At 70.5% G+C, this 19922-nt stretch carries 21 protein-coding genes; 8 read left to right on the top strand and 13 right to left on the bottom strand.

Annotated elements, in window-relative coordinates; translation table 11 throughout:
- Window positions 1–18 precede the first annotated feature (18 nt).
- Window positions 19–597: a TetR/AcrR family transcriptional regulator gene (locus ACWD02_RS18395; RefSeq protein ID WP_451211378.1), complete on the top strand. Its 579-nt coding sequence runs from the start codon at window positions 19–21 to the stop codon at window positions 595–597.
- A gap of 223 nt (window positions 598–820) precedes the next feature.
- The gene (gene sph, locus ACWD02_RS18400) at window positions 821–1816 is read left to right on the top strand and encodes a sphingomyelin phosphodiesterase (RefSeq protein ID WP_451211382.1); all 996 of its coding nucleotides are present in this window, start codon (window positions 821–823) and stop codon (window positions 1814–1816) included.
- Window positions 1817–1880: 64 nt separating this feature from the next.
- On the opposite strand, the gene ACWD02_RS18405 is transcribed toward sph, so the two are convergent.
- A complete protein-coding gene (locus ACWD02_RS18405; RefSeq protein WP_451211385.1) occupies window positions 1881–3245 on the bottom strand; it encodes an alkaline phosphatase PhoX in 1365 nt (454 codons plus the stop codon).
- A gap of 93 nt (window positions 3246–3338) precedes the next feature.
- Window positions 3339–4433, bottom strand: a complete 1095-nt coding sequence (gene zapE / locus ACWD02_RS18410) for a cell division protein ZapE (RefSeq protein WP_451211387.1) — start codon at window positions 4431–4433, stop codon at window positions 3339–3341.
- Window positions 4434–4470: 37 nt separating this feature from the next.
- On the opposite strand from zapE, the gene ACWD02_RS18415 reads away from it, so the two are divergent.
- From ACWD02_RS18415 to msrB, 4 genes are all read left to right on the top strand, one after another.
- The gene (locus tag ACWD02_RS18415; protein ID WP_451211390.1) at window positions 4471–5235 is read left to right on the top strand and encodes a pyrimidine reductase family protein; all 765 of its coding nucleotides are present in this window, start codon (window positions 4471–4473) and stop codon (window positions 5233–5235) included.
- 145 nt (window positions 5236–5380) lie between these two features.
- Window positions 5381–5854: an indole-3-glycerol phosphate synthase gene (locus tag ACWD02_RS18420; protein ID WP_451211393.1), complete on the top strand. Its 474-nt coding sequence runs from the start codon at window positions 5381–5383 to the stop codon at window positions 5852–5854.
- A 118-nt stretch (window positions 5855–5972) separates the two neighbouring features.
- Entirely contained in the window at window positions 5973–7367 is a 1395-nt protein-coding gene (gene murC, locus ACWD02_RS18425) for a UDP-N-acetylmuramate--L-alanine ligase (RefSeq protein ID WP_451211396.1), read from the top strand.
- A 13-nt stretch (window positions 7368–7380) separates the two neighbouring features.
- The gene (msrB, locus tag ACWD02_RS18430) at window positions 7381–7788 is read left to right on the top strand and encodes a peptide-methionine (R)-S-oxide reductase MsrB (protein WP_361194822.1); all 408 of its coding nucleotides are present in this window, start codon (window positions 7381–7383) and stop codon (window positions 7786–7788) included.
- A 76-nt stretch (window positions 7789–7864) separates the two neighbouring features.
- Here msrB and ACWD02_RS18435 read toward each other — a convergent pair whose 3' ends face one another.
- The 3 genes from ACWD02_RS18435 to ACWD02_RS18445 form a co-directional block, all read right to left on the bottom strand.
- Window positions 7865–9193 carry a M28 family metallopeptidase gene (locus ACWD02_RS18435; protein WP_451211399.1) on the bottom strand — a complete coding sequence of 443 codons (1329 nt, stop codon included), beginning with the start codon at window positions 9191–9193 and terminating at the stop codon, window positions 7865–7867.
- Window positions 9194–9472: 279 nt separating this feature from the next.
- Entirely contained in the window at window positions 9473–9934 is a 462-nt protein-coding gene (locus ACWD02_RS18440; protein WP_447050686.1) for a hypothetical protein, read from the bottom strand.
- Window positions 9935–10026: 92 nt separating this feature from the next.
- On the bottom strand, window positions 10027–10437 hold the full coding sequence (locus ACWD02_RS18445; RefSeq protein WP_361054176.1) for an organic hydroperoxide resistance protein: 411 nt from the start codon (window positions 10435–10437) through the stop codon (window positions 10027–10029).
- Between the two features lie 99 nt (window positions 10438–10536).
- Between ACWD02_RS18445 and ACWD02_RS18450 the strand changes: the two genes are divergently transcribed.
- The gene (locus tag ACWD02_RS18450; RefSeq protein ID WP_451211403.1) at window positions 10537–11043 is read left to right on the top strand and encodes a MarR family winged helix-turn-helix transcriptional regulator; all 507 of its coding nucleotides are present in this window, start codon (window positions 10537–10539) and stop codon (window positions 11041–11043) included.
- 13 nt (window positions 11044–11056) lie between these two features.
- Here ACWD02_RS18450 and ACWD02_RS18455 read toward each other — a convergent pair whose 3' ends face one another.
- The 6 genes from ACWD02_RS18455 to ACWD02_RS18480 all read right to left on the bottom strand — a co-directional run bounded on the left by ACWD02_RS18455 (window position 11057) and on the right by ACWD02_RS18480 (window position 17391).
- Window positions 11057–12058: an ABC transporter substrate-binding protein gene (locus ACWD02_RS18455; protein ID WP_451211406.1), complete on the bottom strand. Its 1002-nt coding sequence runs from the start codon at window positions 12056–12058 to the stop codon at window positions 11057–11059.
- Window positions 12059–12074: 16 nt separating this feature from the next.
- Window positions 12075–12854 carry an ABC transporter ATP-binding protein gene (locus ACWD02_RS18460; RefSeq protein ID WP_451211409.1) on the bottom strand — a complete coding sequence of 260 codons (780 nt, stop codon included), beginning with the start codon at window positions 12852–12854 and terminating at the stop codon, window positions 12075–12077.
- Window position 12855: 1 nt separating this feature from the next.
- Window positions 12856–14013 carry a FecCD family ABC transporter permease gene (locus ACWD02_RS18465; RefSeq protein WP_451211412.1) on the bottom strand — a complete coding sequence of 386 codons (1158 nt, stop codon included), beginning with the start codon at window positions 14011–14013 and terminating at the stop codon, window positions 12856–12858.
- Window positions 14014–14181: 168 nt separating this feature from the next.
- Window positions 14182–15510 (bottom strand): MFS transporter, encoded by a 1329-nt coding sequence (locus tag ACWD02_RS18470; protein ID WP_451211415.1) that lies wholly within the window; start codon window positions 15508–15510, stop codon window positions 14182–14184.
- On the bottom strand, window positions 15507–16334 hold the full coding sequence (locus ACWD02_RS18475) for a Rossmann-like domain-containing protein (RefSeq protein ID WP_451211417.1): 828 nt from the start codon (window positions 16332–16334) through the stop codon (window positions 15507–15509). Before ACWD02_RS18475 ends, ACWD02_RS18470 begins: the two co-directional genes overlap by 4 nt.
- A 67-nt stretch (window positions 16335–16401) precedes the next feature.
- Window positions 16402–17391 (bottom strand): pyridoxal-phosphate dependent enzyme, encoded by a 990-nt coding sequence (locus tag ACWD02_RS18480; RefSeq protein ID WP_451211420.1) that lies wholly within the window; start codon window positions 17389–17391, stop codon window positions 16402–16404.
- Window positions 17392–17577: 186 nt separating this feature from the next.
- Between ACWD02_RS18480 and ACWD02_RS18485 the strand changes: the two genes are divergently transcribed.
- Window positions 17578–18504 (top strand): GHMP family kinase ATP-binding protein, encoded by a 927-nt coding sequence (locus tag ACWD02_RS18485; RefSeq protein WP_451212047.1) that lies wholly within the window; start codon window positions 17578–17580, stop codon window positions 18502–18504.
- Here the strand turns inward: ACWD02_RS18485 and rbsD are convergent.
- Window positions 18501–18890, bottom strand: a complete 390-nt coding sequence (gene rbsD / locus ACWD02_RS18490; RefSeq protein WP_451211423.1) for a D-ribose pyranase — start codon at window positions 18888–18890, stop codon at window positions 18501–18503. The two genes, ACWD02_RS18485 and rbsD, sit on opposite strands and share 4 nt — an antisense overlap.
- Window positions 18887–19834 (bottom strand): ribokinase, encoded by a 948-nt coding sequence (locus ACWD02_RS18495; RefSeq protein ID WP_451211426.1) that lies wholly within the window; start codon window positions 19832–19834, stop codon window positions 18887–18889. The genes rbsD and ACWD02_RS18495 overlap by 4 nt, the downstream gene beginning before the upstream one ends.
- Window positions 19835–19922 lie beyond the last annotated feature (88 nt).

Below are 19922 nucleotides of genomic sequence, written 5' to 3' on the forward strand. Positions count from 1 at the left end.
ACCCGTACTGTGGGGTCCATGGCCAGGCCGAGAGAGTTCGACGAGGACCGCGTCATCACCGCGGCCATGGACACCTTCTGGCGCCACGGCTACGAGGGCACCTCGACCCGTGCGCTCTGCGACAGCACCGGCCTCGGCCCCTCCAGCCTCTACAACACCTTCGGCGGCAAGCGGCAGCTCTATCTGCGCGCGCTGCGGCGCTACCACGAGACGAGCACGGCCGAGCAGGTCGCGATCCTGCGGGGCGAAGGCACGGCCAAGGAGCGGTTGCGGGACATGATGGTCCACGCCTTGGACGCCGATCTCGACGAGGCGGACGGACGCGGCTGCTTCGCGATCAACGCGGCCGTCGAGATCGGCGGGCTCGACCCGGAGGTCAAGGACGCGGTGCGGCGCAACTTCGACCAGGTGGAGGAGGAGCTGCGCGCGGTCGTGGCGACCGGCCGGCGCACGGGTGAGCTCCGGTCGACGGCCGACGCGCGGACCGTCGCCCGCCGGGTGCAGAGCACGTACTACGGCCTGCGCGTCCTCGCCCGCGTCCAGGACGACCGGCAGGCACTGCTCGACACGGTGGAGAGCGCGCTCGCCGACCTGTGAACACCAGGTCGGCCCCCGGCTGTTCACGTTCCGGCGGGCCGCATCGCGTCCTGGCGGGACGCACAAAATCATCGCTCTCCCGACGCGCGTTCTTTGTTCACGCGACGTATCCCCAGAAGTAATCACGGCTGATTGGATGTGCGGCGCCCCATCAGCCACGCCGCGTGCACCACACGCACATCGCGTGCACGCCCCCAACAACCCCCCACCACCAGGAGATTCAGTGCCGCACCCAGCGCTGCGCAGGACTCACGCCGCCGCGATCACCACCGTGCTCGCCGCGGCCACGCTCACCGCCGTCGCGCCGGCCGCGACCGCCGCCGACGCGCCTGCCGCCTCCGTCGACACTCCCGCACTCAAGGTGCTCTCGTACAACGCGTTCCTCTTCAGCAAGAACCTCTACCCGAACTGGGGCCAGGACCACCGCGCCAAGGCCATACCGGCCGCGGACTTCTTCCAGGGCAAGGACGTCGTCGTCCTCCAGGAGGCGTTCGACAACTCCTCGTCCGACGCGCTGAAGGCCGAGGCGGCGGACCGCTACCCGCACCAGACCCCCGTCATGGGCCGCAGCAAGAACGGCTGGGACGCCACCGGTGGCGCGTACTCGGCGGTGACCCCGGAGGACGGCGGCGTGACCGTCCTGAGCAAGTGGCCGATCCAGCGCAAGGAACAGTACGTCTACAAGGACGCCTGCGGCTCCGACTCGTACTCCAACAAGGGCTTCGTCTATGCCCAGTTGAACGTGAACGGCACGAAGGTGCACGTCGTCGGCACCCACGCCCAGTCCACCGACCCGGGCTGCGGCTCCGGCGAGGCGGCCGCGACACGCGCCCTGCAGTTCAAGGAGATGGACGCCTTCCTGGCCGCCAAGAACATCCCGGCGGGCGAACAGGTCATCGTGGCAGGGGACTTCAACGTCGACGCGCACAGCGGTGAGTACGCCTCGATGCTCGCCGACGGCAACTTCGCGCCCGCGGACGGCCGCAGGGGCCACCCGTACTCCTTCGACACCCAGGACAACTCCATCGCGTCCGAGCGCTACCCGGACGACCCCCGCGAAGATCTTGACCACGTCTTGCACCGCAAGGGCCACGCTCGCCCCGCCACCTGGCACAACGAGGTCGTCAAGGAGCAGAGCGCACCCTGGACGGTGTCCAGTTGGGGGAAGCGGTACACGTACACCAACCTGTCCGACCACTACCCGGTGATCGGCTCCTAGCAGGTGCCACGGGTGGGGTGCGCGACGACCGCCGCGCACCCCGTCCGGTCACTGGCGGGTCGGATCAGGTCCGGTGCCAGGGCCCCGTCACGGCGAACGTGGTGCCGGGGTTGTAGCAGTTGACGTACATCGTGTCGTGGTCCGGCGAGAACGAGACGCCCGCGAACTCGCCCCACTCGGGCTCCTCGGGGGTGCCGACGTTCTGCCGGCCGCGGGCCATCGCGTAGACCTCGCCCCGGCGCGTCACGCCGTACACGTGCTGGGCGCCGCCGCCGTCCTCGGCCACCATCAGGCCGCCGCTGGGCGCGAGGCAGATGTTGTCGGGGGACTCGCCGGGCAGCTGGATGTCGGTGCTCGGGCCGAAGACGATCACCAGGGTGAGGCGGCGTTTCGACGGTTCGTAGCGCCAGATCTGCCCGAAGTGGTCGGCTGCCGAGCCCTCCGCGCTGTGCGCGAAGGACGACACGAAGTAGACGGAGCTGCCGCCCCAGTAACAGCCCTCCAGTTTCTGCGCGTGCGTGATGCCCTTCGGTCCGAAGTCCTGCAGCCGGATGGGCGTCTGGACGGCGAGCGGGTCGGGTACGTCGACCCATTCGACGCCGCCGAAGGACGCGCCCGTCTCCTGGATCGCGGACAGGTCGGGCACGCCGGGTACGCGCATGGCCTGCAGCCTGCCGCCCGCGCGGAGCGAACCGCGGCCTCCCTCGGGCTTCTTGGGCAGGAAGCGGTAGAAGAGGCCGAAGGGCTTGAGGAAGGCGTCCTCGGTCTCGTAGACCACGCCCCGCCTGGGGTCGACGGCGATCGCCTCGTGCTGGAATCGGCCCATCGCGGTGAGCGGCACGGCTCCCGTGCGGCGCGGGTCGACAGGGTCGACCTCGAAGATGAAGCCGTGGTCCTTGGTGTAGCCGTTCGTGCCGGCCTTGTCCTCGGTCTCCTCGCAGGTGAGCCAGGTGCCCCAAGGGGTGGGCCCGCCCGCGCAGTTGACCGCGGTCCCGGCGATGGCGACGCGCTCGCTCAGGACGTTGTTGTGGCGGTCGAGCGCGAGTGCCGTACAGCCGCCCTTGCCCATCGGGTCGTAGGTGAGGCCCTTGACCGTGGGCACGGGGGTTCTTCCGTTGTGCCGGTTCTCGTGGTTGCGGACGAGGTGCACGCCCCCGCGCTTGCCGCGGAACGCGTCCATGCCGTCGAAGTTGCTCGGCACCTTCCCCTCACCGGAGGGCAGGTCGCCGCCCTCCCGCGAGAGGACCTTGTAGCGGAAACCTTTCGGCAGATCGAGCAGCCCGGCCGGGTCGGGCACCAGCGGCCCGTACCCGGCCTTGCCCTGCGCGGCCGCGCTCCCCGCGAAGAGTTCCGTGAGGGCGCCGGTGAAGGCGATTCCCGCACCCACCGCACCGGTTCGGGCGAGCACCTGACGTCGTGTCGTGGACATAAAAGGTCGACCTCCTGCTGGCGGACAGGAACATGACCGGATGTGTGTACCACGCGCCTAGGCGTGCGGGAACCACGCGCGTAGCGTGAGTCGCTACGGCTTTACGAGGCTCTTCGCGTCCCGTGCCAGGGCCGTGAGCCGGGATATCGCCCGGAAGTACTTCTTCCGGTAGCCGCCGTTCAGCATCTCCTCGCTGAACAACTGGTCGAAGGGGACACCCGAGGCGAGCACCGGGACCTCGCGGTCGTACAGCCGGTCGGCGAGCACCACCAGGCGCAGGGCGGTCGACTGGTCGGGCACGGGCATCACGTCGGTGAGGCAGACGGCCCGGAGGTCGTCGGTGAGCGCCCCGTACCGGCTGGGGTGCACGCGCGCGAGGTGGTCGAGCAGCTGCGGGAAGTCGTCGAGGCTCGCGCCCTCCGTCGCGTACGCGGCCTTCGTGACCTGCCCCTCCGAGTACGGAGCGGGAGCTTCCGGCAGGCCCCGGTGGCGGTAGTCCTCGCCGTCGATGCGCAGCGACTTGAAGTGGGTGGCCAGGCCCTGGATCTCGCGCAGGAAGTCGGCGGACGCGAACCTTCCCTCGCCGAGCTTGCCCGGCAGCGTGTTCGAGGTGGCGGCGAGCGCCACGCCCTCGTCGACGAGCCGCGCGAGCAGCGAGGAGACGAGCACCGTGTCGCCCGGGTCATCGAGTTCGAACTCGTCGATGCAGAGCAGCCGGTGACCGCTGAGGGTGCGCACGGTCTGCTGGAAGCCGAGCGCGCCGACCAGGTTCGTCAGCTCGACGAAGGTGCCGAACGCCTTCTGTTCGGGCGCCGCGGGCGTCGCGTGCCAGAGGGAGGCGAGCAGGTGGGTCTTGCCCACTCCGTAGCCACCGTCGAGGTAGACGCCCCGGGGGCCGGTGGGGGCCGCGGGCTTGGCGCGGCCGAACCAGCGCTTCTTGCCCGCGCCGGAGGCGTGCGCCCCGCCGAGCCCGGCCGCGAAGCCGCTCAGGACCCGCACGGCCTCGGTCTGGCTCGGCTGGTTCGGGTCCGGGATGTACGTATCGAAGCGGACGGAGTCGAAGCGCGGGGGCGGCACCATCTCGGCGACCAGGCGGTCGGCGGGGACATGGGGCTCGCGGGCGCACAGCGACAGGGGAGCCGCTTCGGCTATGGGGCTCTGCCCGGAGGCGGCGGTGGAGGACGACACGGTTCCTAACCCTAAGGGCCGTGCGAGACTGCTGGGCATGCGACGCCTGTTCCCTGTGACCGACCAGACAGACGAAACATCAGTACGAGAGTGGGGACTGGGGGAGCTGGCCGACGCGTACGCCTATCCTCCGGACGCGACCTCCTGGCTGCGCGCCAACATGGTGTCCACGCTGGACGGGGCGGCCCAGCACGACGGCCGCTCGCACCCCATCTCGAACGACACGGACATGAAGATCTTCGGCACCCTGCGTGCGGTCGCCGATGTCGTGGTCGTCGGTGCCGAGACGGTCCGCCAGGAGGGTTACCGCCCGGCACGCGCGCGTGAGGCCTTCGCGGAGCGCAGGGCGGCGGCCGGACAGTCGGTGGCGCCCGCTATCGCCGTCGTCAGTGCGAGCCTCGACCTGGATTTCAGCCTTCCGCTTTTCACCTCGCCCCTTGTGCCCACGCTCGTGGTGACCGGTGCCGCGGCCCCCGCCGACCGGGTCGCGGCCGCCGAGAAGGCGGGTGCCGTGGTGGTGGTCGCGGGGGAGGGGACCGCGGTCGAGCCGGAGCGGGTCGCGCCCGCTCTGGCCGGGCGTGGCCTGACCCGGTTGCTCACGGAGGGCGGGCCCCGGCTGCTCGGCCAGTTCGTGGCGGCGGGAGCCCTGGACGAGCTCTGTCTGACGGTGTCCCCGATGCTCACCGCGGGCGACGCGCAGCGGATCGCCTGGGGGTCGGCGTTGGCGGTGCCGGAGCGGTTCGCACTGGCGTCCGTACTGGAGGAGGCCGGGTTCCTCTTCACCCGATACCGTCGAACCTGACAATCAGCGGAATCAGCCGTTCCGTTTCGCTTCCGTTGGGCACACTAAAAGTCGCAGACCCCGTGCGGCCACGGGGCAGGATGGTTTCCGCAGGGGCCTGTCGAGACAGACACTCGGCAGCCCACGGATGAGAAGGGCGCCTGTCGTGTTCACAAGCGTATTGATGATCGAGAAGGCCCTGACGTCCGCCGACGTGGAGTTCGTCACCACCTTGCACGGCGACGAGACGGTCAGCTTCCGGGTGCTGCTCCAGCCCCGCGGAGATCAGGCGGACCGCCTCCTTCGGGCCATCGACGACGTGGCTCTGGGGGAGCTCGACGAGGCGGCGAAGGAAGGCGACGTACCCGAGGGGCAGGACGCCACGGCTCCCGCGCAGAAGGCCCTGGAGGTCTCGCTGACGGCGCTGCGCGCGGCGGGCTGCGAGGCAGCGGGACGGCTGATCGAGGACCACCCCCTCGACGCGCTCAAGCAGCTGGTCGACGAGGCGAACGCGGACGAGGTCATCGTGCTGACCGACCCGCACTACGTGGAGGAGTTCTTCCACCGGGACTGGGCCTCGCGGGCGCGGCACAAGGTGGGCGTACCGGTCCTGAAGCTGTTCTCGCACGCGAAGGACTGAGCGCGGCGGCGTCCGGCGGGGCTCAGGCGGGGCTCAGGTGTGCCCGGTGCCTGCCCGAGGCAATAGTCTGGGCCCTGCTCATCTGCCGTAACTCTTGGACTCTTGGGGAGACACACGTATGGCACCCGGCCTGCCCACCGCCATGGACCGACCGCACTTCATCGGCATCGGCGGCGCCGGAATGTCGGGCATCGCCAAGATCCTGGCCCAGCGCGGGGCCAAGGTCGCCGGCAGCGACGCGCGGGATTCGGCCACGGCCGAGGCCCTGCGGACCCTGGGCGCCACGGTCCACATCGGCCACGACGCCGCGCACCTCGCGTCCGACGCCACCTGCGTCGTCGTCTCCTCCGCGATCCGTGCCGACAACCCCGAGCTGGCCCGCGCCACCGAGCTGGGCATTCCGGTCGTCCACCGCTCGGACGCGCTCGCCTCCCTCATGGAGGGCCTGCGTCCGATCGCGGTGGCCGGCACGCACGGCAAGACCACGACGACGTCGATGCTCGCCGTCACCCTCTCCACCCTGGGCCTCGACCCGTCGTACGCGATCGGCGGCGACCTGGACGCGCCGGGTTCGAACGCGCTGCACGGCGACGGCGACATCTTCGTGGCCGAGGCGGACGAAAGCGACCGCAGCTTCCACAAGTACGCGCCCGAGGTCGCCATCGTCCTGAACGTGGAGCTCGACCACCACGCCAACTACGCGTCGATGGACGAGATCTACGAGTCCTTCGAGACCTTCGCGGGGAAGATCGTTCCCGGCGGCACGCTGGTGATCGCGGCGGACCAGGAAGGTGCCGCCGAGCTGACGAAGCGCGTCCGTGGCCAGGGCGAGCTGAAGGTCGTCACGTACGGCGAGTCCGAGGGCGCCGACCTGCGCGTCCACAAGATCACCCCGCGCGGCCTGACCAGCGAGGTCACCGTCGTCCTGAACGGCAAGTTCCTGACCTTCACGGTCTCGGTCCCCGGCCGCCACTACGCCCACAACGCGGTGGCCGCCCTCGCCGCGGGCATCGCCCTCGGCATCCCGGCACACAACCTCGCGTCGGCCATCGGCTCGTACACCGGCGTCAAGCGCCGCCTGCAGCTCAAGGGCGAGGCCGCGGGCGTCCAGGTCATCGACTCGTACGCGCACCACCCCACCGAGATGACCGCGGACCTGGAGGCGATGCGTTCCTCCGCGGGCGACTCGCGCATCCTCGTCCTCTTCCAGCCCCACCTCTTCTCCCGCACGCAGGAGCTCGGCAAGGAGATGGGCCAGGCCCTGGGCCTCGCGGACGCCTCCGTGGTCCTCGACATCTACCCCGCGCGCGAGGACCCGATCCCGGGCATCACCAGCGCACTGATCATCGACGCGGCGGCCGAGGCCGGCGCCGACGTACGGCCCGTGCACGACAAGGGCGACGCCGCCGCGGTCATCGCGGGAATGACGAGGCCCGGCGATCTCGTTCTCACCATGGGAGCGGGCGACGTCACGGACCTCGGCCCGCAGATCTTGGCAGAGCTTTCGAAGTAAGGGGTTCAGTCTCATGTCGTACGACGTCGAGAAGCCGGACGAGCAGTGGCGCGCGGAGCTCAGCCCCTCGGAGTACGCGGTGCTGCGCCAGGCGGGCACCGAGCCCGCGTTCGTGGGTGAGTACACCGACACCAAGACCAAGGGTGTCTACTCCTGTCGCGCCTGCGGCGCGGAGCTGTTCACCTCGGAGGAGAAGTTCGAGTCGCACTGCGGCTGGCCGAGCTTCTTCGACCCCAAGGACACGGACGCGGTCGAGCTCCTCCAGGACTCCTCGCACGGCATGGTCCGCACGGAGGTCCGCTGCGCCCGCTGCGGCTCGCACCTCGGCCACGTATTCGAGGGCGAGGGCTACGCGACGCCGACGGACCAGCGGTACTGCATCAACTCCATCTCGCTGACGCTGGCGCCCACGGAGGGCTGAGCGGCGGTTCACGTCATCGGGGCCCGGCAGCGGACGAACGCTGCCGGGCCCCGAGGCGTGTCCGGTCAACAACGCCTCAGAACGTCAGCTTCCAGCTGTTGATGTAGCCGGTGTCCTGCGCTGCCACGTCCTGTACGCGCAGCTTCCAGGCGCCGTTGGCCGCCTCGCTCGACGCGTTGACGGTGTACGTCGCGATGACGTTGTCCGCCGAGTCGTTGCCACTGGAGTTCTTCAGGCGGTACGCCGTGCCGTCGGGCGCGAGCAGGTCGACGACCACGTCGCCGCGCCAGGTGTGCCGGATGTCGACGTCCGCCTTGAGCGTGGCCGGGGCGTTGCCCGTGCGGCCGGTCACGTTCACCGTCGAGGTGACGGCCGCGCCGTTGTCCGGGATGGCGACGTCCGCGGTGTTCTCGTACGAGTCGCCCGGCGGGACGGGGGTATCCGTGCCGAGGGTCCAGACGGCGTGCGCGATGGCGTCGCTGTTGCGGTCCAGGGCGGTGTCGTTGATGTTCGACGTGGTGTCGCACGACGAGTGGTAGCAGCGGTCGAAGGCCTGGCCGGCCGTGCCGCCCCACTTCTGGGCCTGGGCGCTGGACTTCGTGCGGCTCGCGCCGGTGAAGAGACCGCCGACCGGGATGCCCACGTTCTTGAAACTGGCGTGGTCGGAGCGGCCGTCACCCTCGGTCTCTATCTCCGTGGGGACGTTCAGACCCGCGTAGTAGTCCTTGAAGGTCTTCTCGATCGTGGGGTCGTCGTCGTAGACGAAGTAGCCCGGGTTCGGGGAGCCGATCATGTCGAAGTTGAGGTAGCCCGCGACCTTCGAACGCTCGGTGGAGGGAAGGTTGTTGACGTAGTACTTCGAGCCGACCAGACCCAGCTCCTCCGCGCCCCACCAGGCGAACCGCAGGTGTTTCGTCGGCTGCAACTGAGCTCGTGACACGGCGAGCGCGGTCTCCAGGACTCCTGCCGAGCCCGAGCCGTTGTCGTTGATGCCGGGGCCCGAGCTGACGCTGTCGAGGTGGGCGCCCGCCATCAGGACCTTGTTCGGGTCGCCGCCCGGCCAGTCCGCGATGAGGTTGTAGCCGGTCGCGCCGCTGGAGGTGAACTGCTGCACGGTGGTGGTGAACCCGGCCGCGTCCAGCTTGGCCTTCGCGTAGTCGATGGAGGCCTTGTAGCCGGGGCGGCCGTGGGCGCGGTTGCCGCCGTTGGCCGAGGCGATGGACTGGAACTGGGAGAGGTGCGCCTTGACGTTGGCGAGCGGGATGTCGGGTGCCGCGAGCGTCGGGGAGGGTGCCGCCAGTGCCGTGGGCGCGGCGGTGGCGAGCAGTCCGGCGGCGGCGAGGGTGGCGACGCCCGCGGTGACCCGTCTCAGGGTGCGGGGTATGGCAGGTCTGGAGATCTTCATGTGGGGCTCCGAATTCCGAACAGCGAGGGGGACGGAACGTACTGACGCCCTGCGACGCGGATGCCGCAGGGCGCTGGAGCTGTACTGAGCAGAGGTGGGGCGCGTGGTGCGTTGCCTGATGTTGGGGGTGGGGCGGGGCAGCGTCAAGAGGGGAAACCGGTCAGAAGCCGGTCAGCCAGTTTCGGATATCGGACAGCCCTCGTCCGGCTGCTGTCGGACGGCCCTCGTCCGGCTGCTGTCGGACGGCCCTCGTCCGGGCCGCGGGGCAGCCGGACGGGCTCAGTCCTCTTCGGGCGTCTCCGGACGCAGCAGCGGGTGCTTCACGCCCGGGAACACACGTGCCTTGACCACCGGCTCGGCGTCCGCACCCTGGACCACCGTCTCGGCGATGCCCCAGGGGCGGCCCGGCAGGACGACGAGGATGGTGTACGAGGAGGCGCAGCCCATGCAGTCGTAGCGGTCCGCCCAGGTCTCGACCTCGGTGCGGCTGCCGGGGTAGCGGGCCACGTGGCGGTGGCGGGCGTGGCAGTGGTCGCACTTCTCGCCCGGCTCGCAGGTGCCGCCGCAGGGGCACGGCACGTCCAGGGTCTCGGCCGGCTGCCAGCGCTGCGTGACGACGGCCTCGCGCGTGGCGCCCATGTCCTTCATGGCCTTGAGGTTGCGGGCGGCGACGTTGTACGACTCGCCGGTCGACGTCATCCGGTTGCGGATCACGTCCTTGCGTCCGCGGTTCGTCGTCATGCTGGGGCCTCCTGGGGTTCACGCAGCCCACCAGGAGGCCCATGAGATCGGTCCTCCTACGGTACCTGCCGCAGGGCACCGCCCTGGAACGCCTACTCGATGACGAGCTCGACCTCGATGTTGCCGCGGGTGGCCTTGGAGTACGGGCAGTACGCGTGCGTGGCCTCGACCAGCTGCTGCCCGGTCTCGCCCGCCAGGGAGTCCGGCAGCTCGACGCGCATCACGACCGCGAGCCCGAAGCCCGCGTCGTCCTTGCCGATGGAGACCTCGGCGGTCACCGAGACGTCCTTCGTGTCGACCTTCATCTCACGGGCGACCGCGCCCATGGCGCTGGCGAAACAGGCCGCGTACCCGGCGGCGAAGAGCTGCTCGGGGTTGGTGCCCTGTCCGTTGCCGCCGAGGGCCGGGGGCATGGCGAGCGCGAGGTCGATCTGGCCGTCGGAGCTGACGGCGCGGCCCTCGCGGCCATTCGCGGTGGCGACGGCGGTGTACAGCGCGTTCATGGGGTGCCTCTTCCATTGGGTCGGCTTGTTCGCTGCCATAATGGTTGCACACCATTCAGTTGTGCACAACTGAATGGTGTGTGCGAGTACCCTGGACGCATGACGTCATCGCCGACCGCAGGACCCTCCGGCCCCGTAGCCGGACGCGAGATGCCCGACGTGACCGACGACGCCGAGCTCCTCCGCCTCGATCACCAGGTCTGCTTCTCGCTGCACGCCGCATCGCGCGCCTTCGGCGGCGTCTACCGCGATGCCCTCAAGGACCTGGGCCTCACCTACCCCCAGTACCTGGTCATGCTCGTCCTCTGGGAGGACGGCCCGCAGTCCGTCAAGGCCATCGGCGAGCGCCTGCGACTCGACTCCGGCACGCTCTCGCCGCTCCTGAAGCGGCTCGAGACGGCCGGTCTCGTACGGCGTGAGCGCAGCGCGGCCGACGAGCGCTCCGTCACCGTTCACCTGACCGACGACGGCTCCGCGCTCCGGGAGCGGGCGCTGGCCGTGCCGCGCCGGATACTCGAATCGACCGGTCTGACGGTCGAGGAGGCCCTCGCGCTGCAGGGACTCCTCGGCCGCCTCACCGGCGCGCTCGACCGGGCGGCACGCTGACACCGCCAAGGTCTCAGCGCTCCAGTTCCCGCACGTACTTCCCGAACTTCTCCAGGCCGTCGATGTTGCGGGGCCCGCTGATGCCCTCGTTGTAGTCCAGGACGAAGAAGTTGTTCTTCTTCACGGCGGGCAGTTCCTTGGTGTGCGGGGACTTCTTCAGGAAGTCGATCTTCTTCTTGGCGGGCATGTCGCCGTAGTCGAAGATGATGATGACCTCGGGCTCGGCCTCGGCGACGGCCTCCCAGTTCACCTGGGTCCAGCGCTCGTCGAGCCCGTCGAAGATGTTCCTGGCGCCGGCCGACTTGATGATGTCGTTGGGCGGGACCTGGCTGCCCGCCGTGAAGGGCTGGTCGGTGCCGGAGTCGTAGAGGAAGACGGGGACGCGTCTGCCTTCGGGGGCCTTGGACTCGACGGCGGCCACGCGCTTCTTGAGGTCGCCCACGACGTCGTCCGCCTTCTTCTCGACCTTGAAGATCTTGCCAAGGCGGTCCAGGTCCGAGTACAGGGCCTTGAACGGGGTCACTTTCTCCGGGTACTCGGGGTAGTTGAAGCAGCTCTCCGTGTGCATGAAGCTCTGGATGCCGAGCTTGTCCAGGATCTTCGGGGTGATGCCGCGCTGGTCGCTGAAGCCGGAGTTCCAGCCCGCGACGACGAAGTCCGACTTGGCCTCCACGACGAGCTCCTTGTTGAGCAGGTCGTCGCCGAGCATCTTCACCTTGGCGTACTCCGACGCCCAAGGCGACTCGCTCACCGGCGGGTTGGCCGGTGGCATGACGTAGCCGTGGACGTGCTCCGTCAGGCCGAGGCTGAACATCTTGTCGGCGCTGCCGCCTTCGTAGACCACCGCGCGCTGCGGAGTCTTGTACGTGACCGGCTCACCACAACGCTTGACGGTGACCTTCTTGGACTCGCCCGCGGCCTTGGAGTCCGAGTCGACCTCCGCGCCGCAGCCGCCGATCAGCAGGGTGAGCACGAGTGTGGATCCGGCGGCGGTACGGGTACGGGTTCTGGGCATGACGTCGTTGCGCCTTTCAGAGGGGAGTGGACGGAATCAGTGCGTAGAGAAGCTGGGGGTCGCCGGTCAGGGGGTGGCTGATCACGCTGGCCTTGACGCCGAACACCTCGTCGACGAGACCCGTGGTGAGCACCTCTTCCGGCGTTCCGGCGGCCACCAGCGCGCCCTGCGACAGCACGCCGATGCGGTCGCACGCGGCCGCCGCGAGGTTGAGGTCGTGCAGGACCACGAGGACGGTCAGGCCCGAGCCCTTCAGGAGCGAGAGGAGCTCGATCTGGTGGCGCACGTCGAGGTGGTTGGTCGGCTCGTCGAGGACCAGGATCCGTGGCTCCTGCACCAATGCCCGGGCGAGGAGCACCCGTTGGCGTTCGCCGCCCGACAGGGTGAGTACGCCGCGGTCGGCGAGGCGGGTGAGGTCGAGCCGGGCCATCGTCCGGGCGCACAGGTCCCGTTCGCGTGCGTCGAGTGCCTGGTTGCCGCGCAGATGGGGTGCGCGGCCCAGGGCGACGACCTCCTCCACCGTGAAGTCCAGGTCCACCGCGCCGTCCTGGGCCATGGCGGCGACGACTCGCGCACTCTGGCGCGGCGAGAGGCGGGAGAGGTCGTCGGCGCCCACCCGGACCACGCCGGAGCTCGGGCGCAGCGCGCGGTAGACGCACTTGAGCGCGGTGGACTTGCCGCTGCCGTTCGGGCCGACCAGGCCCACGATCTGGCCGCTGCCCACCTCCAGGGACAGGTCCCGGACGAGGAGCTTGCCGTCGATCGTCACGGACAGGCCGTCGAGTGCGAGTTCCACCTCAACGGCCCCCGAACATATAGCCCTTGCGCCGCATCAGCGCGACGAACACCGGCACTCCGACCAGTGCCGTGATGACCCCGAGCGGCAGCTCGCGCGGCGCCACAAGGGTGCGCGACACCAGGTCGACCCAGACCATGAACACCGCCCCGACCAGCGGTGCGACGGCGAGCACCCGGGCGTGGGTGGCGCCGACCACCATGCGTACGAGATGGGGCATGACCAGGCCGACGAAACTGATCGCGCCGCTGACGGCGACCATCACCCCGGTGATCAGCGAGGCGAGCATGAGCAGGCCCTTGCGGTGCCGGTCGGGGCTGATGCCCAGGCTCGTCGCGGTCTCGTCGCCGAGCGCCAGGACGTCCAGGGCCCTGCTGTAGCGGTGGAGCACGGCGAGGCCGAGCAGCACGCAGGCGGCCACCACGGGCAGCGCGCCCCAGCTCGCGGCGCCGAAGCTGCCCATCGTCCAGTAGAGGACCATGCTGGTGGCCTCGCTGTCCGGCGCGAAGTAGATGATCACGCTCATCACGGCCTGGAAGCCGAGCGCCATGGCCACGCCGGTCAGGACGAGCCGCAGCGGCGAGAGCCCGCCGCCGCGGCTCGCCGAGGCGACGTACACGAGGAGGGAGGCGACGAGCGCTCCGATGAACGCCCCCGCCGACACCGCGTAGATGCCGAGGGCCGCGAGCCCGCCGGTGACCGTGACGGCGACCGCGCCGACCGAGGCGCCGGACGAGACGCCGAGGACGAACGGATCGGCGAGCGCGTTGCGCACCAGTGCCTGGATGGCGACGCCCACCGCGCTGAGCCCGGCCCCCACAAGTGCGGCCAGGAGCACGCGAGGTGTGCGGATCTGCCAGATGATCTGATACGTCGTCACCTCGTCCGCGTCGATGTTCCCGCCGCTCAGCGCCGCCCACAGCAGCCGGGCGGTGTCGCCCGGCGAGACGACGGCGGAGCCGAGGCCGATGGCCACGACGACGGAGCCGAGGAGGACGAGGAGCAGCGCGACGCAGGCGGCCGCAAGGCCCGCTCGGGAGCCGATCCGACTCCGCACGCCCTTGACCGCCGGGTCTGGAGGGGGTGCGTCGGGCACCGTGGTGATGGCTGCCGTAGGAGACGGGACGGGTGGAGGAGGGGAGGGTGCGGGTGGAGGCATGGCGGTCGGTCCTTCGCGTCAGGGTGGAGGGGATGTGCGTGTGGGCCGGCGGGGCACCGGGTGGTTCGGCGGAGTCAGAGCGGTACCGCGCCCTGAAAGGGGCGCGGGGAACTGCGCGGCCGCCCCCGCCGGCCCGCGGTTTCCACCACCGCCCGGCCGGCGGAACGCTCAGGCCGCGGGCTCCGCCTCCTCCGCCTCCCGCGCAGGGCCCGCGGCCCCCGGGTCCCCGGGGTCGGCCGGTCCGGCCCTCAGCACGAGCACCGCGGCCCCCAGCGCCACCACCACCAGCGCGCCGAAGGTCACGGCGACACCGGGGTACCCGGCCAGCCCGAGCCCGAGCCCGCCGAGGCCGGCGCCCACGAAGACGCCGAGGCTCATTCCCGCGGAGTTCACGCTCAGGGCCGCGCCGCGCTGCGTGCCGCAGCGGCGGACGAGGAGGCTGACCACGCAGGCGGCCACGACGGCGTGGCTCGCGGCGTGCAGGGACGTCATGGCGAGCGCGAGCGGCAGCCAGTGGGTGAAGTAGAAGCCCACGACCGAGACGAGCGCGGCGAACAGGCCGATGGCCAGCATGCGCTCGGTGCCGATCCGTGGCTCCTCGGAATTCGTGATCCGCCCGGTGAGGAGATTGCTCACGAAGAACGACGCGCCGCTGAGCGTCCACACGAACGCGAAGAGCCCGGGGTCGAGCTGGAACCGGTCGTCGTAGTACGCAGCCAGGTAGGACAGGTAGCCCATGAAGACGGCGGTGCGCAGCAGGGCGATAAGCAGCAGCGGCACGACTCCGGGGATGGCCCCGAGTGCCTTGAACGAAGCGACGTAGCCGAGGCGTTGGGTCTCGTCGCTCTCCTCCACCGGCTTGTTCTTGCCGCGCACGAAGAAAACCGCGGCGAGCAGCAGCGACACCCCGGTCACCGCGAACAGATCGCCCTGCCAGCCCCAGAACAGCGCGGGCAGCGCGATGACCGGCGCCGCCAGCATCGCGGTCATCGACTGGGTCGCCGTGACGAGCGTCGCCGCGCGCCCGGCCGCCTTCCCGGAACCGAAGCGGTCGGCGGCGGCCGCGGTCAGCGCGGGGTTCAGTACCGACGTACTGGCGCCGACCAGCAGGCAGAACACGGCGAGCAGGATGAAGTCCCCGCTCGCGCCGAGGGCGGCGGACACGCCGAGTGCGGCCAGGCCGCCCGCCGCCGCCCACTCCTTGCGCACCCGGTCGATCAGCGGGGCGAGCGCGGTGCCCACCAGCAGGGCCGCGAGGCCGCCGAGTCCGCGCAGCCCGCCCAGGGTGGCGACGCTGCTGTCGGCGTCCTCGGCCATCGGCACCAGATACGTGCTGAAGACGGTGAACGGCAGCAGTCCGACCGCGGACGCGACCAGGACGGGCCACAGTGTGCGGGCCATCCGCAGGTCGCCGGGCAGTGCCTCCTCGGCGGGAGCGCCGGGGGCGGGGGGCGGGGAAGCCACGTCGGAACCCGTGGACCTGGATTCGACGCTCACGCCGCCTCCTTGTAGCGGTAGAGCGGCGTCTCGTCGGCGCTGAACTGCGAGAACGCGAAGGGCTCGGCGGAGAGGCCGGAGACCCCGGCGGGCAGGAACGCGCGGGCCACGGCGCTGCCGCTCTGCGCGTACACCACCAGCGGCACCCCGTGCTCGCGGCAGTGCGCGAGGATCAGGTCGAAGGTGCCGTTGCTCAGCGTCATGCCGGTGGCGACCACGGCGTCGGCCTCCTTGAGCACCTCCGTCATGTCGTCGGTGACCCGGTCGCCCCACTGGGTCGTACGGAGGTTGAGATCGCAGGGCAGGCAGACACCGCCCCGCTCGCGTATCGCCGCGACCAGCGGATTGACCACGCCGATGAGCGCCACCTTCGCGCCCGGCTCGATGTCGAGGAGCCCGGCGATGGCCGCGTCGCGGGCCTTTGCCCGGACCTCCGGGGTGCCGGTGGGCAGCATGACCCGCTCGGCGTCGGCGGCGTCCCGGTGCGGGCTGACCTGCGCGAGGTAGGCGTCGAGCGCGGCGATGCGGACGGGTGTGGACTCGGCGCGCAGCAGCTTGTCGAGGGTGTGGCCCGATGCGTTCTCGCAGAAGTCCGGGGCGAGTTCACCGGCCTCGAAGGAGCAGGCGCCGAACGCCGTGCCGACCCGCAGCAGCAAGTAGTGGTTGTGGTAAGTCACTTGGCTGCCCGCGAGGCGAGTGGTGTTGTAGAGCCAGAACGCGCTGGTGACGGAGAGGTCCTTGGGGTGGGGGCCGTACTCGCCCGCCAGGACGGCGTCGATGAGCTCCGCGACGTTGTGCGGCGTGCGCGGATCGGGGTGTGACATGGGGAGTTCTCTCCGTGTGGTGGTGACTGCGTGGCGAATACGGTGGTCGGTTCGGCGGTGGATGCCGTCAGGGAAGGTCGGGCCAGGAAGTGGTCGACCACGGGTGCCTCAGCTCGTCGAGCGAGGTGATCTCGTGGGGCTTCAAGGTGTCGATGTCCGGTGCCTGCGCGTGTTTCGCGTAAGCGCTCTCGACATAGCGGTGGCCCGTGTCCGCGGCGATGAAGACGTACGTACGGGAATCGTCGCGGCGCTGTTCCCAGAGGGTCGTCAGATAGGCGGCGCCGGTGGACAGGCCGGCGAAAATGCCGCTGTTCCTGAGAAGCGACACCGCGCCGGACACCGCGCAGTCGAAATTCACCCAGTGCACGCGGTCGTATGCCTCGTGCCGGACATTCTCGAATGCGATGGCGCTGCCGATCCCGGCGATGATCATGTCCGGGTCGGCCACGTGTTCCGAGCCGAAGGTGACGCTGCCGAAAGGCTGCACGCCGACCAGTGAGACATCGCGGCCCGCGTCCCGCAGATACCCGGCGATGGCGCCGGTTGAGGCGCCCGAGCCGACCCCGCCCACCAGGGCGAGCGGCCCCGCGGGCACCTCGGCGTCGATGGTCCCGGCCACGTCGCGGTAGCCGAGGTAATGAATGCTGTCGTGGTACTGCCGCATCCAGTGGTACGAGGGATTCGCCTCGAGTATCTCGGCGATGCGCCGCACTCTCAGCTCCTGGTCGAGCCGGAGATTCTTCGAGGGCCGCACCTGTTCCAGCGTGGCGCCGAGTATGTCCAGCTGGACGCGCAAGGTGTGGTCCACGGTCGTGGAACCCACGATGTGGCATTTCATTCCGTAGCGGTGGCAGGCGAGTGCGAGGGCCTGCGCGTAGATGCCGCTGGAACTGTCGATGAGGGTGTCGCCGGGTTTCACGGCACCGGAATCAAGAAGGTGACGGACCGCTCCCAGAGCCGAATAGATCTTCATCGTCTCGAACCGGAGACAGACCAAGTCCGGCTCCAGGGCTATGAGATCGGGTTTCTTCACTGCTTCGGCTATGTGGTCGTGCACGTCTGCCCCCTGTGTTCCTGTGTTGCTGTGTTTCCGGGTGTCCCTGGTCGGTCCGGTGCCGGTCGCCGAGCCGAGAGCATCACACTAGATGAAAATGATTGTCAAGACGCATTGGGTTGTGGCAGCCTGTGGGCGCTGGAGGCGTCGGGCCAGAGGCGTCGAGATGTCGGGAGGAGACCCGTGAAGCTGTCCCAGGAGGCCGGACCAAGGCCCCGCGCGGCGGGTGTGAGAAGGGCCGGAATCGGGGTGGGCACCGCCTTCGGGACCTTCGGTGAGCTGCTTCAGGGCGTGCTGCCGGAGGAGGACGGAGACTTCCTGGTGACGCTGCCCGTCGCCCGGTGGACGATGGCCACGTACCGGCCGCAGCCCGGCTTCGATGATGTGGTGGTCCGGCCGGGCGGCAAGACCAAGGCGCTCCAACTGGCCCGCACGATCAGCGAGTTGGCGGAGCGGCGGACGGGCATGCCGAGTGGGGGAACCCTCGACGTCAACAGCGTCATCCCCGAGGGCAAGGGCCTGGCGAGCTCATCGGCCGACCTGGTCGCGACCGCGCGGGCGGTCGGCCAGGCGCTGGGCGTCGAGATGCCGCCGGCGCGCATCGAGCGGCTGCTCGCGGGCATCGAGCCAACGGACGGAGTGCTGTACCCGGCGATCGTCGCCTTCCACCACCGCACCGTGCGCCTGCGCGGCATCCTCGGATCGCTGCCGGTCATGGCCGTGGTGGGGATCGACGAGGGCGGCTCGGTCGACACGGTGGACTTCAACCGCATCCCCAAGCCGTTCACCCTGGCCGACCGTCACGAGTACGCACGGCTTCTCGACCGGCTCGCGTGCGCCGTTCGCCGCCGCGATCTGGCGGAGGTCGGCAGGGTCGCGACCCGCAGCGCCCGGATGAACCAACTCCTGCGCCACAAGTGGTCGTTGGAGCCGATGCGGGAGATCTGCCGGGAGGTCGGCGGCCTGGGCGTCGCCGTCGCGCACAGCGGCACGACCCTCGGCATCCTCCTCGACACCGCCGATCCCTCGTACACCCAGCGCGTCAGCGCGGCGGCACAGGCGTGCGCGGAGCTGGCGGGCGGCGTGACGGTGTACCGGACGCTGAGCTTCCCCTAGAAGAACACCCCGCACCGCAGCAGCACGTTCGCGTACGGCGTGGCCTCTCCGGTGCGTACCATCAGGCGGGCCGTGGCCGTGCGGCGCTTCAGCTCCTCGTGCGGGATCAGGGTGAGGGGCGTGACCCGGGCGCAGAGGAGCCGGGCCGCCGCCGGGTTCGCCTCCTGGACCTCCTTCGCCGCCGTGCCGCCCTCCGTCACCAGCTCGGCGAGCAGCCCGTCCAGGACCTCGGCGAAGGACGGGACGCCCGCCCGGAAGGCCAGGTCCACGACCCGCGGACCCGGCGGGATCGGCATCCCCGCGTCGCAGATCAGGACCGTGTCGCCGTGGCCCAACTCGGCCAGGGCGCCGGAGAGATGGCGGTTGAGTATGCCGGCCTTCTTCACGCGGGGACACTCCCGTCAGGGGCCGCGACCTCGTCCGCCGTCGGGTACGACTCCTGCGCGCCGCGCCGGGTGACCGATGCGGCCCCCACACGCGCCGCGTACGCCGCCGCCGTCGGGAGGTCATCGCCCAGGCCGAGGCGCCAGGCCAGCGCCGCCGTGAACGCGTCGCCCGCGCCGGTCGTGTCCACCGCGTCCACCTTCGGGCTCGGCACCGTGACGGGAGAGCCGTCGCCGTCCGCCGTAAGGGCGCCGTCCGCGCCCAGGGTGATCACCACCGAGCGCGGGCCGAGGGCGAGGAGTTCGCGCGCCCAGTCCTCGGGAAGGTCCGATGAGGTCCCGCCCAGGATGTATCGCGCCTCGTGCTCGTTCACCACCAACGGGTCGCACGCCGCGAGGACTTCGGCCGGCAGCGGGGCGGGCGGCGAGGGGTTGAGGACGAAGCGCGCGGCGTCCGGCAGGGTGCGCACGAGCTCCGTCACGGACTCGACGGGGATCTCCAGCTGCGTCGAGACCACCCGCGACGCGGCGAGCAGACTGCCCGCAGCGCGGATGTCCTCGGGCGTCAGCCGGGCGTTGGCGCCCGGCGAGACCACGATGCTGTTGTCACCGGACGGGTCGACGGTGATCAGCGCGACACCCGTGGGCGCCCCGCCGACCAGGACGCCGACCGTGTCCGCGCCCGCCGCGCGCTGCGAGTCGAGCAGCAGCCTGCCGTGCGCGTCGTCGCCGACCCGTGCGAGCAGGGCGGTGCGGGCGCCGAGACGGGCCGCCGCGACCGACTGGTTCGCCCCCTTGCCACCGGGATGCGTGGCGAGGTCGGAGCCGAGGACCGTCTCGCCGGGGGCGGGGCGGCGCTCGACGCCGATCACCAGGTCGGCGTTGGCCGACCCGACGACCAGGAGGTCGTACGTGGCGTCATCGATGTCGGGCTCGCGGTCGTGCATCAGTGGGTCCAACTCCTGCTCGTACGGGGAACGGCGACGGTGGCGCGGCGCGTGGTGGCGCGGCGCGTGGAGGCGTGGCGTGTGGAGG

It is taken from the genome of Streptomyces sp. NPDC002853 (assembly GCF_053591915.1).

What these genes read in the sequence shown, in the direction of transcription:
- ACWD02_RS18455 (WP_451211406.1), bottom strand. Translation starts at nt 12,058, where the DNA reads ATGCCCAGAACCCGTACCCGTACCGCCGCCGGATCCACACTCGTGCTC.
- murC (WP_451211396.1), top strand. Translation starts at nt 5,973, where the DNA reads ATGGCACCCGGCCTGCCCACCGCCATGGACCGACCGCACTTCATCGGC.
- ACWD02_RS18415 (WP_451211390.1), top strand. Translation starts at nt 4,471, where the DNA reads ATGCGACGCCTGTTCCCTGTGACCGACCAGACAGACGAAACATCAGTA.
- ACWD02_RS18405 (WP_451211385.1), bottom strand. Translation starts at nt 3,245, where the DNA reads ATGTCCACGACACGACGTCAGGTGCTCGCCCGAACCGGTGCGGTGGGT.
- ACWD02_RS18465 (WP_451211412.1), bottom strand. Translation starts at nt 14,013, where the DNA reads ATGCCTCCACCCGCACCCTCCCCTCCTCCACCCGTCCCGTCTCCTACG.
- ACWD02_RS18395 (WP_451211378.1), top strand. Translation starts at nt 19, where the DNA reads ATGGCCAGGCCGAGAGAGTTCGACGAGGACCGCGTCATCACCGCGGCC.
- msrB (WP_361194822.1), top strand. Translation starts at nt 7,381, where the DNA reads ATGTCGTACGACGTCGAGAAGCCGGACGAGCAGTGGCGCGCGGAGCTC.
- ACWD02_RS18475 (WP_451211417.1), bottom strand. Translation starts at nt 16,334, where the DNA reads ATGTCACACCCCGATCCGCGCACGCCGCACAACGTCGCGGAGCTCATC.
- ACWD02_RS18495 (WP_451211426.1), bottom strand. Translation starts at nt 19,834, where the DNA reads ATGCACGACCGCGAGCCCGACATCGATGACGCCACGTACGACCTCCTG.
- ACWD02_RS18445 (WP_361054176.1), bottom strand. Translation starts at nt 10,437, where the DNA reads ATGAACGCGCTGTACACCGCCGTCGCCACCGCGAATGGCCGCGAGGGC.
- ACWD02_RS18440 (WP_447050686.1), bottom strand. Translation starts at nt 9,934, where the DNA reads ATGACGACGAACCGCGGACGCAAGGACGTGATCCGCAACCGGATGACG.
- ACWD02_RS18450 (WP_451211403.1), top strand. Translation starts at nt 10,537, where the DNA reads ATGACGTCATCGCCGACCGCAGGACCCTCCGGCCCCGTAGCCGGACGC.
- ACWD02_RS18435 (WP_451211399.1), bottom strand. Translation starts at nt 9,193, where the DNA reads ATGAAGATCTCCAGACCTGCCATACCCCGCACCCTGAGACGGGTCACC.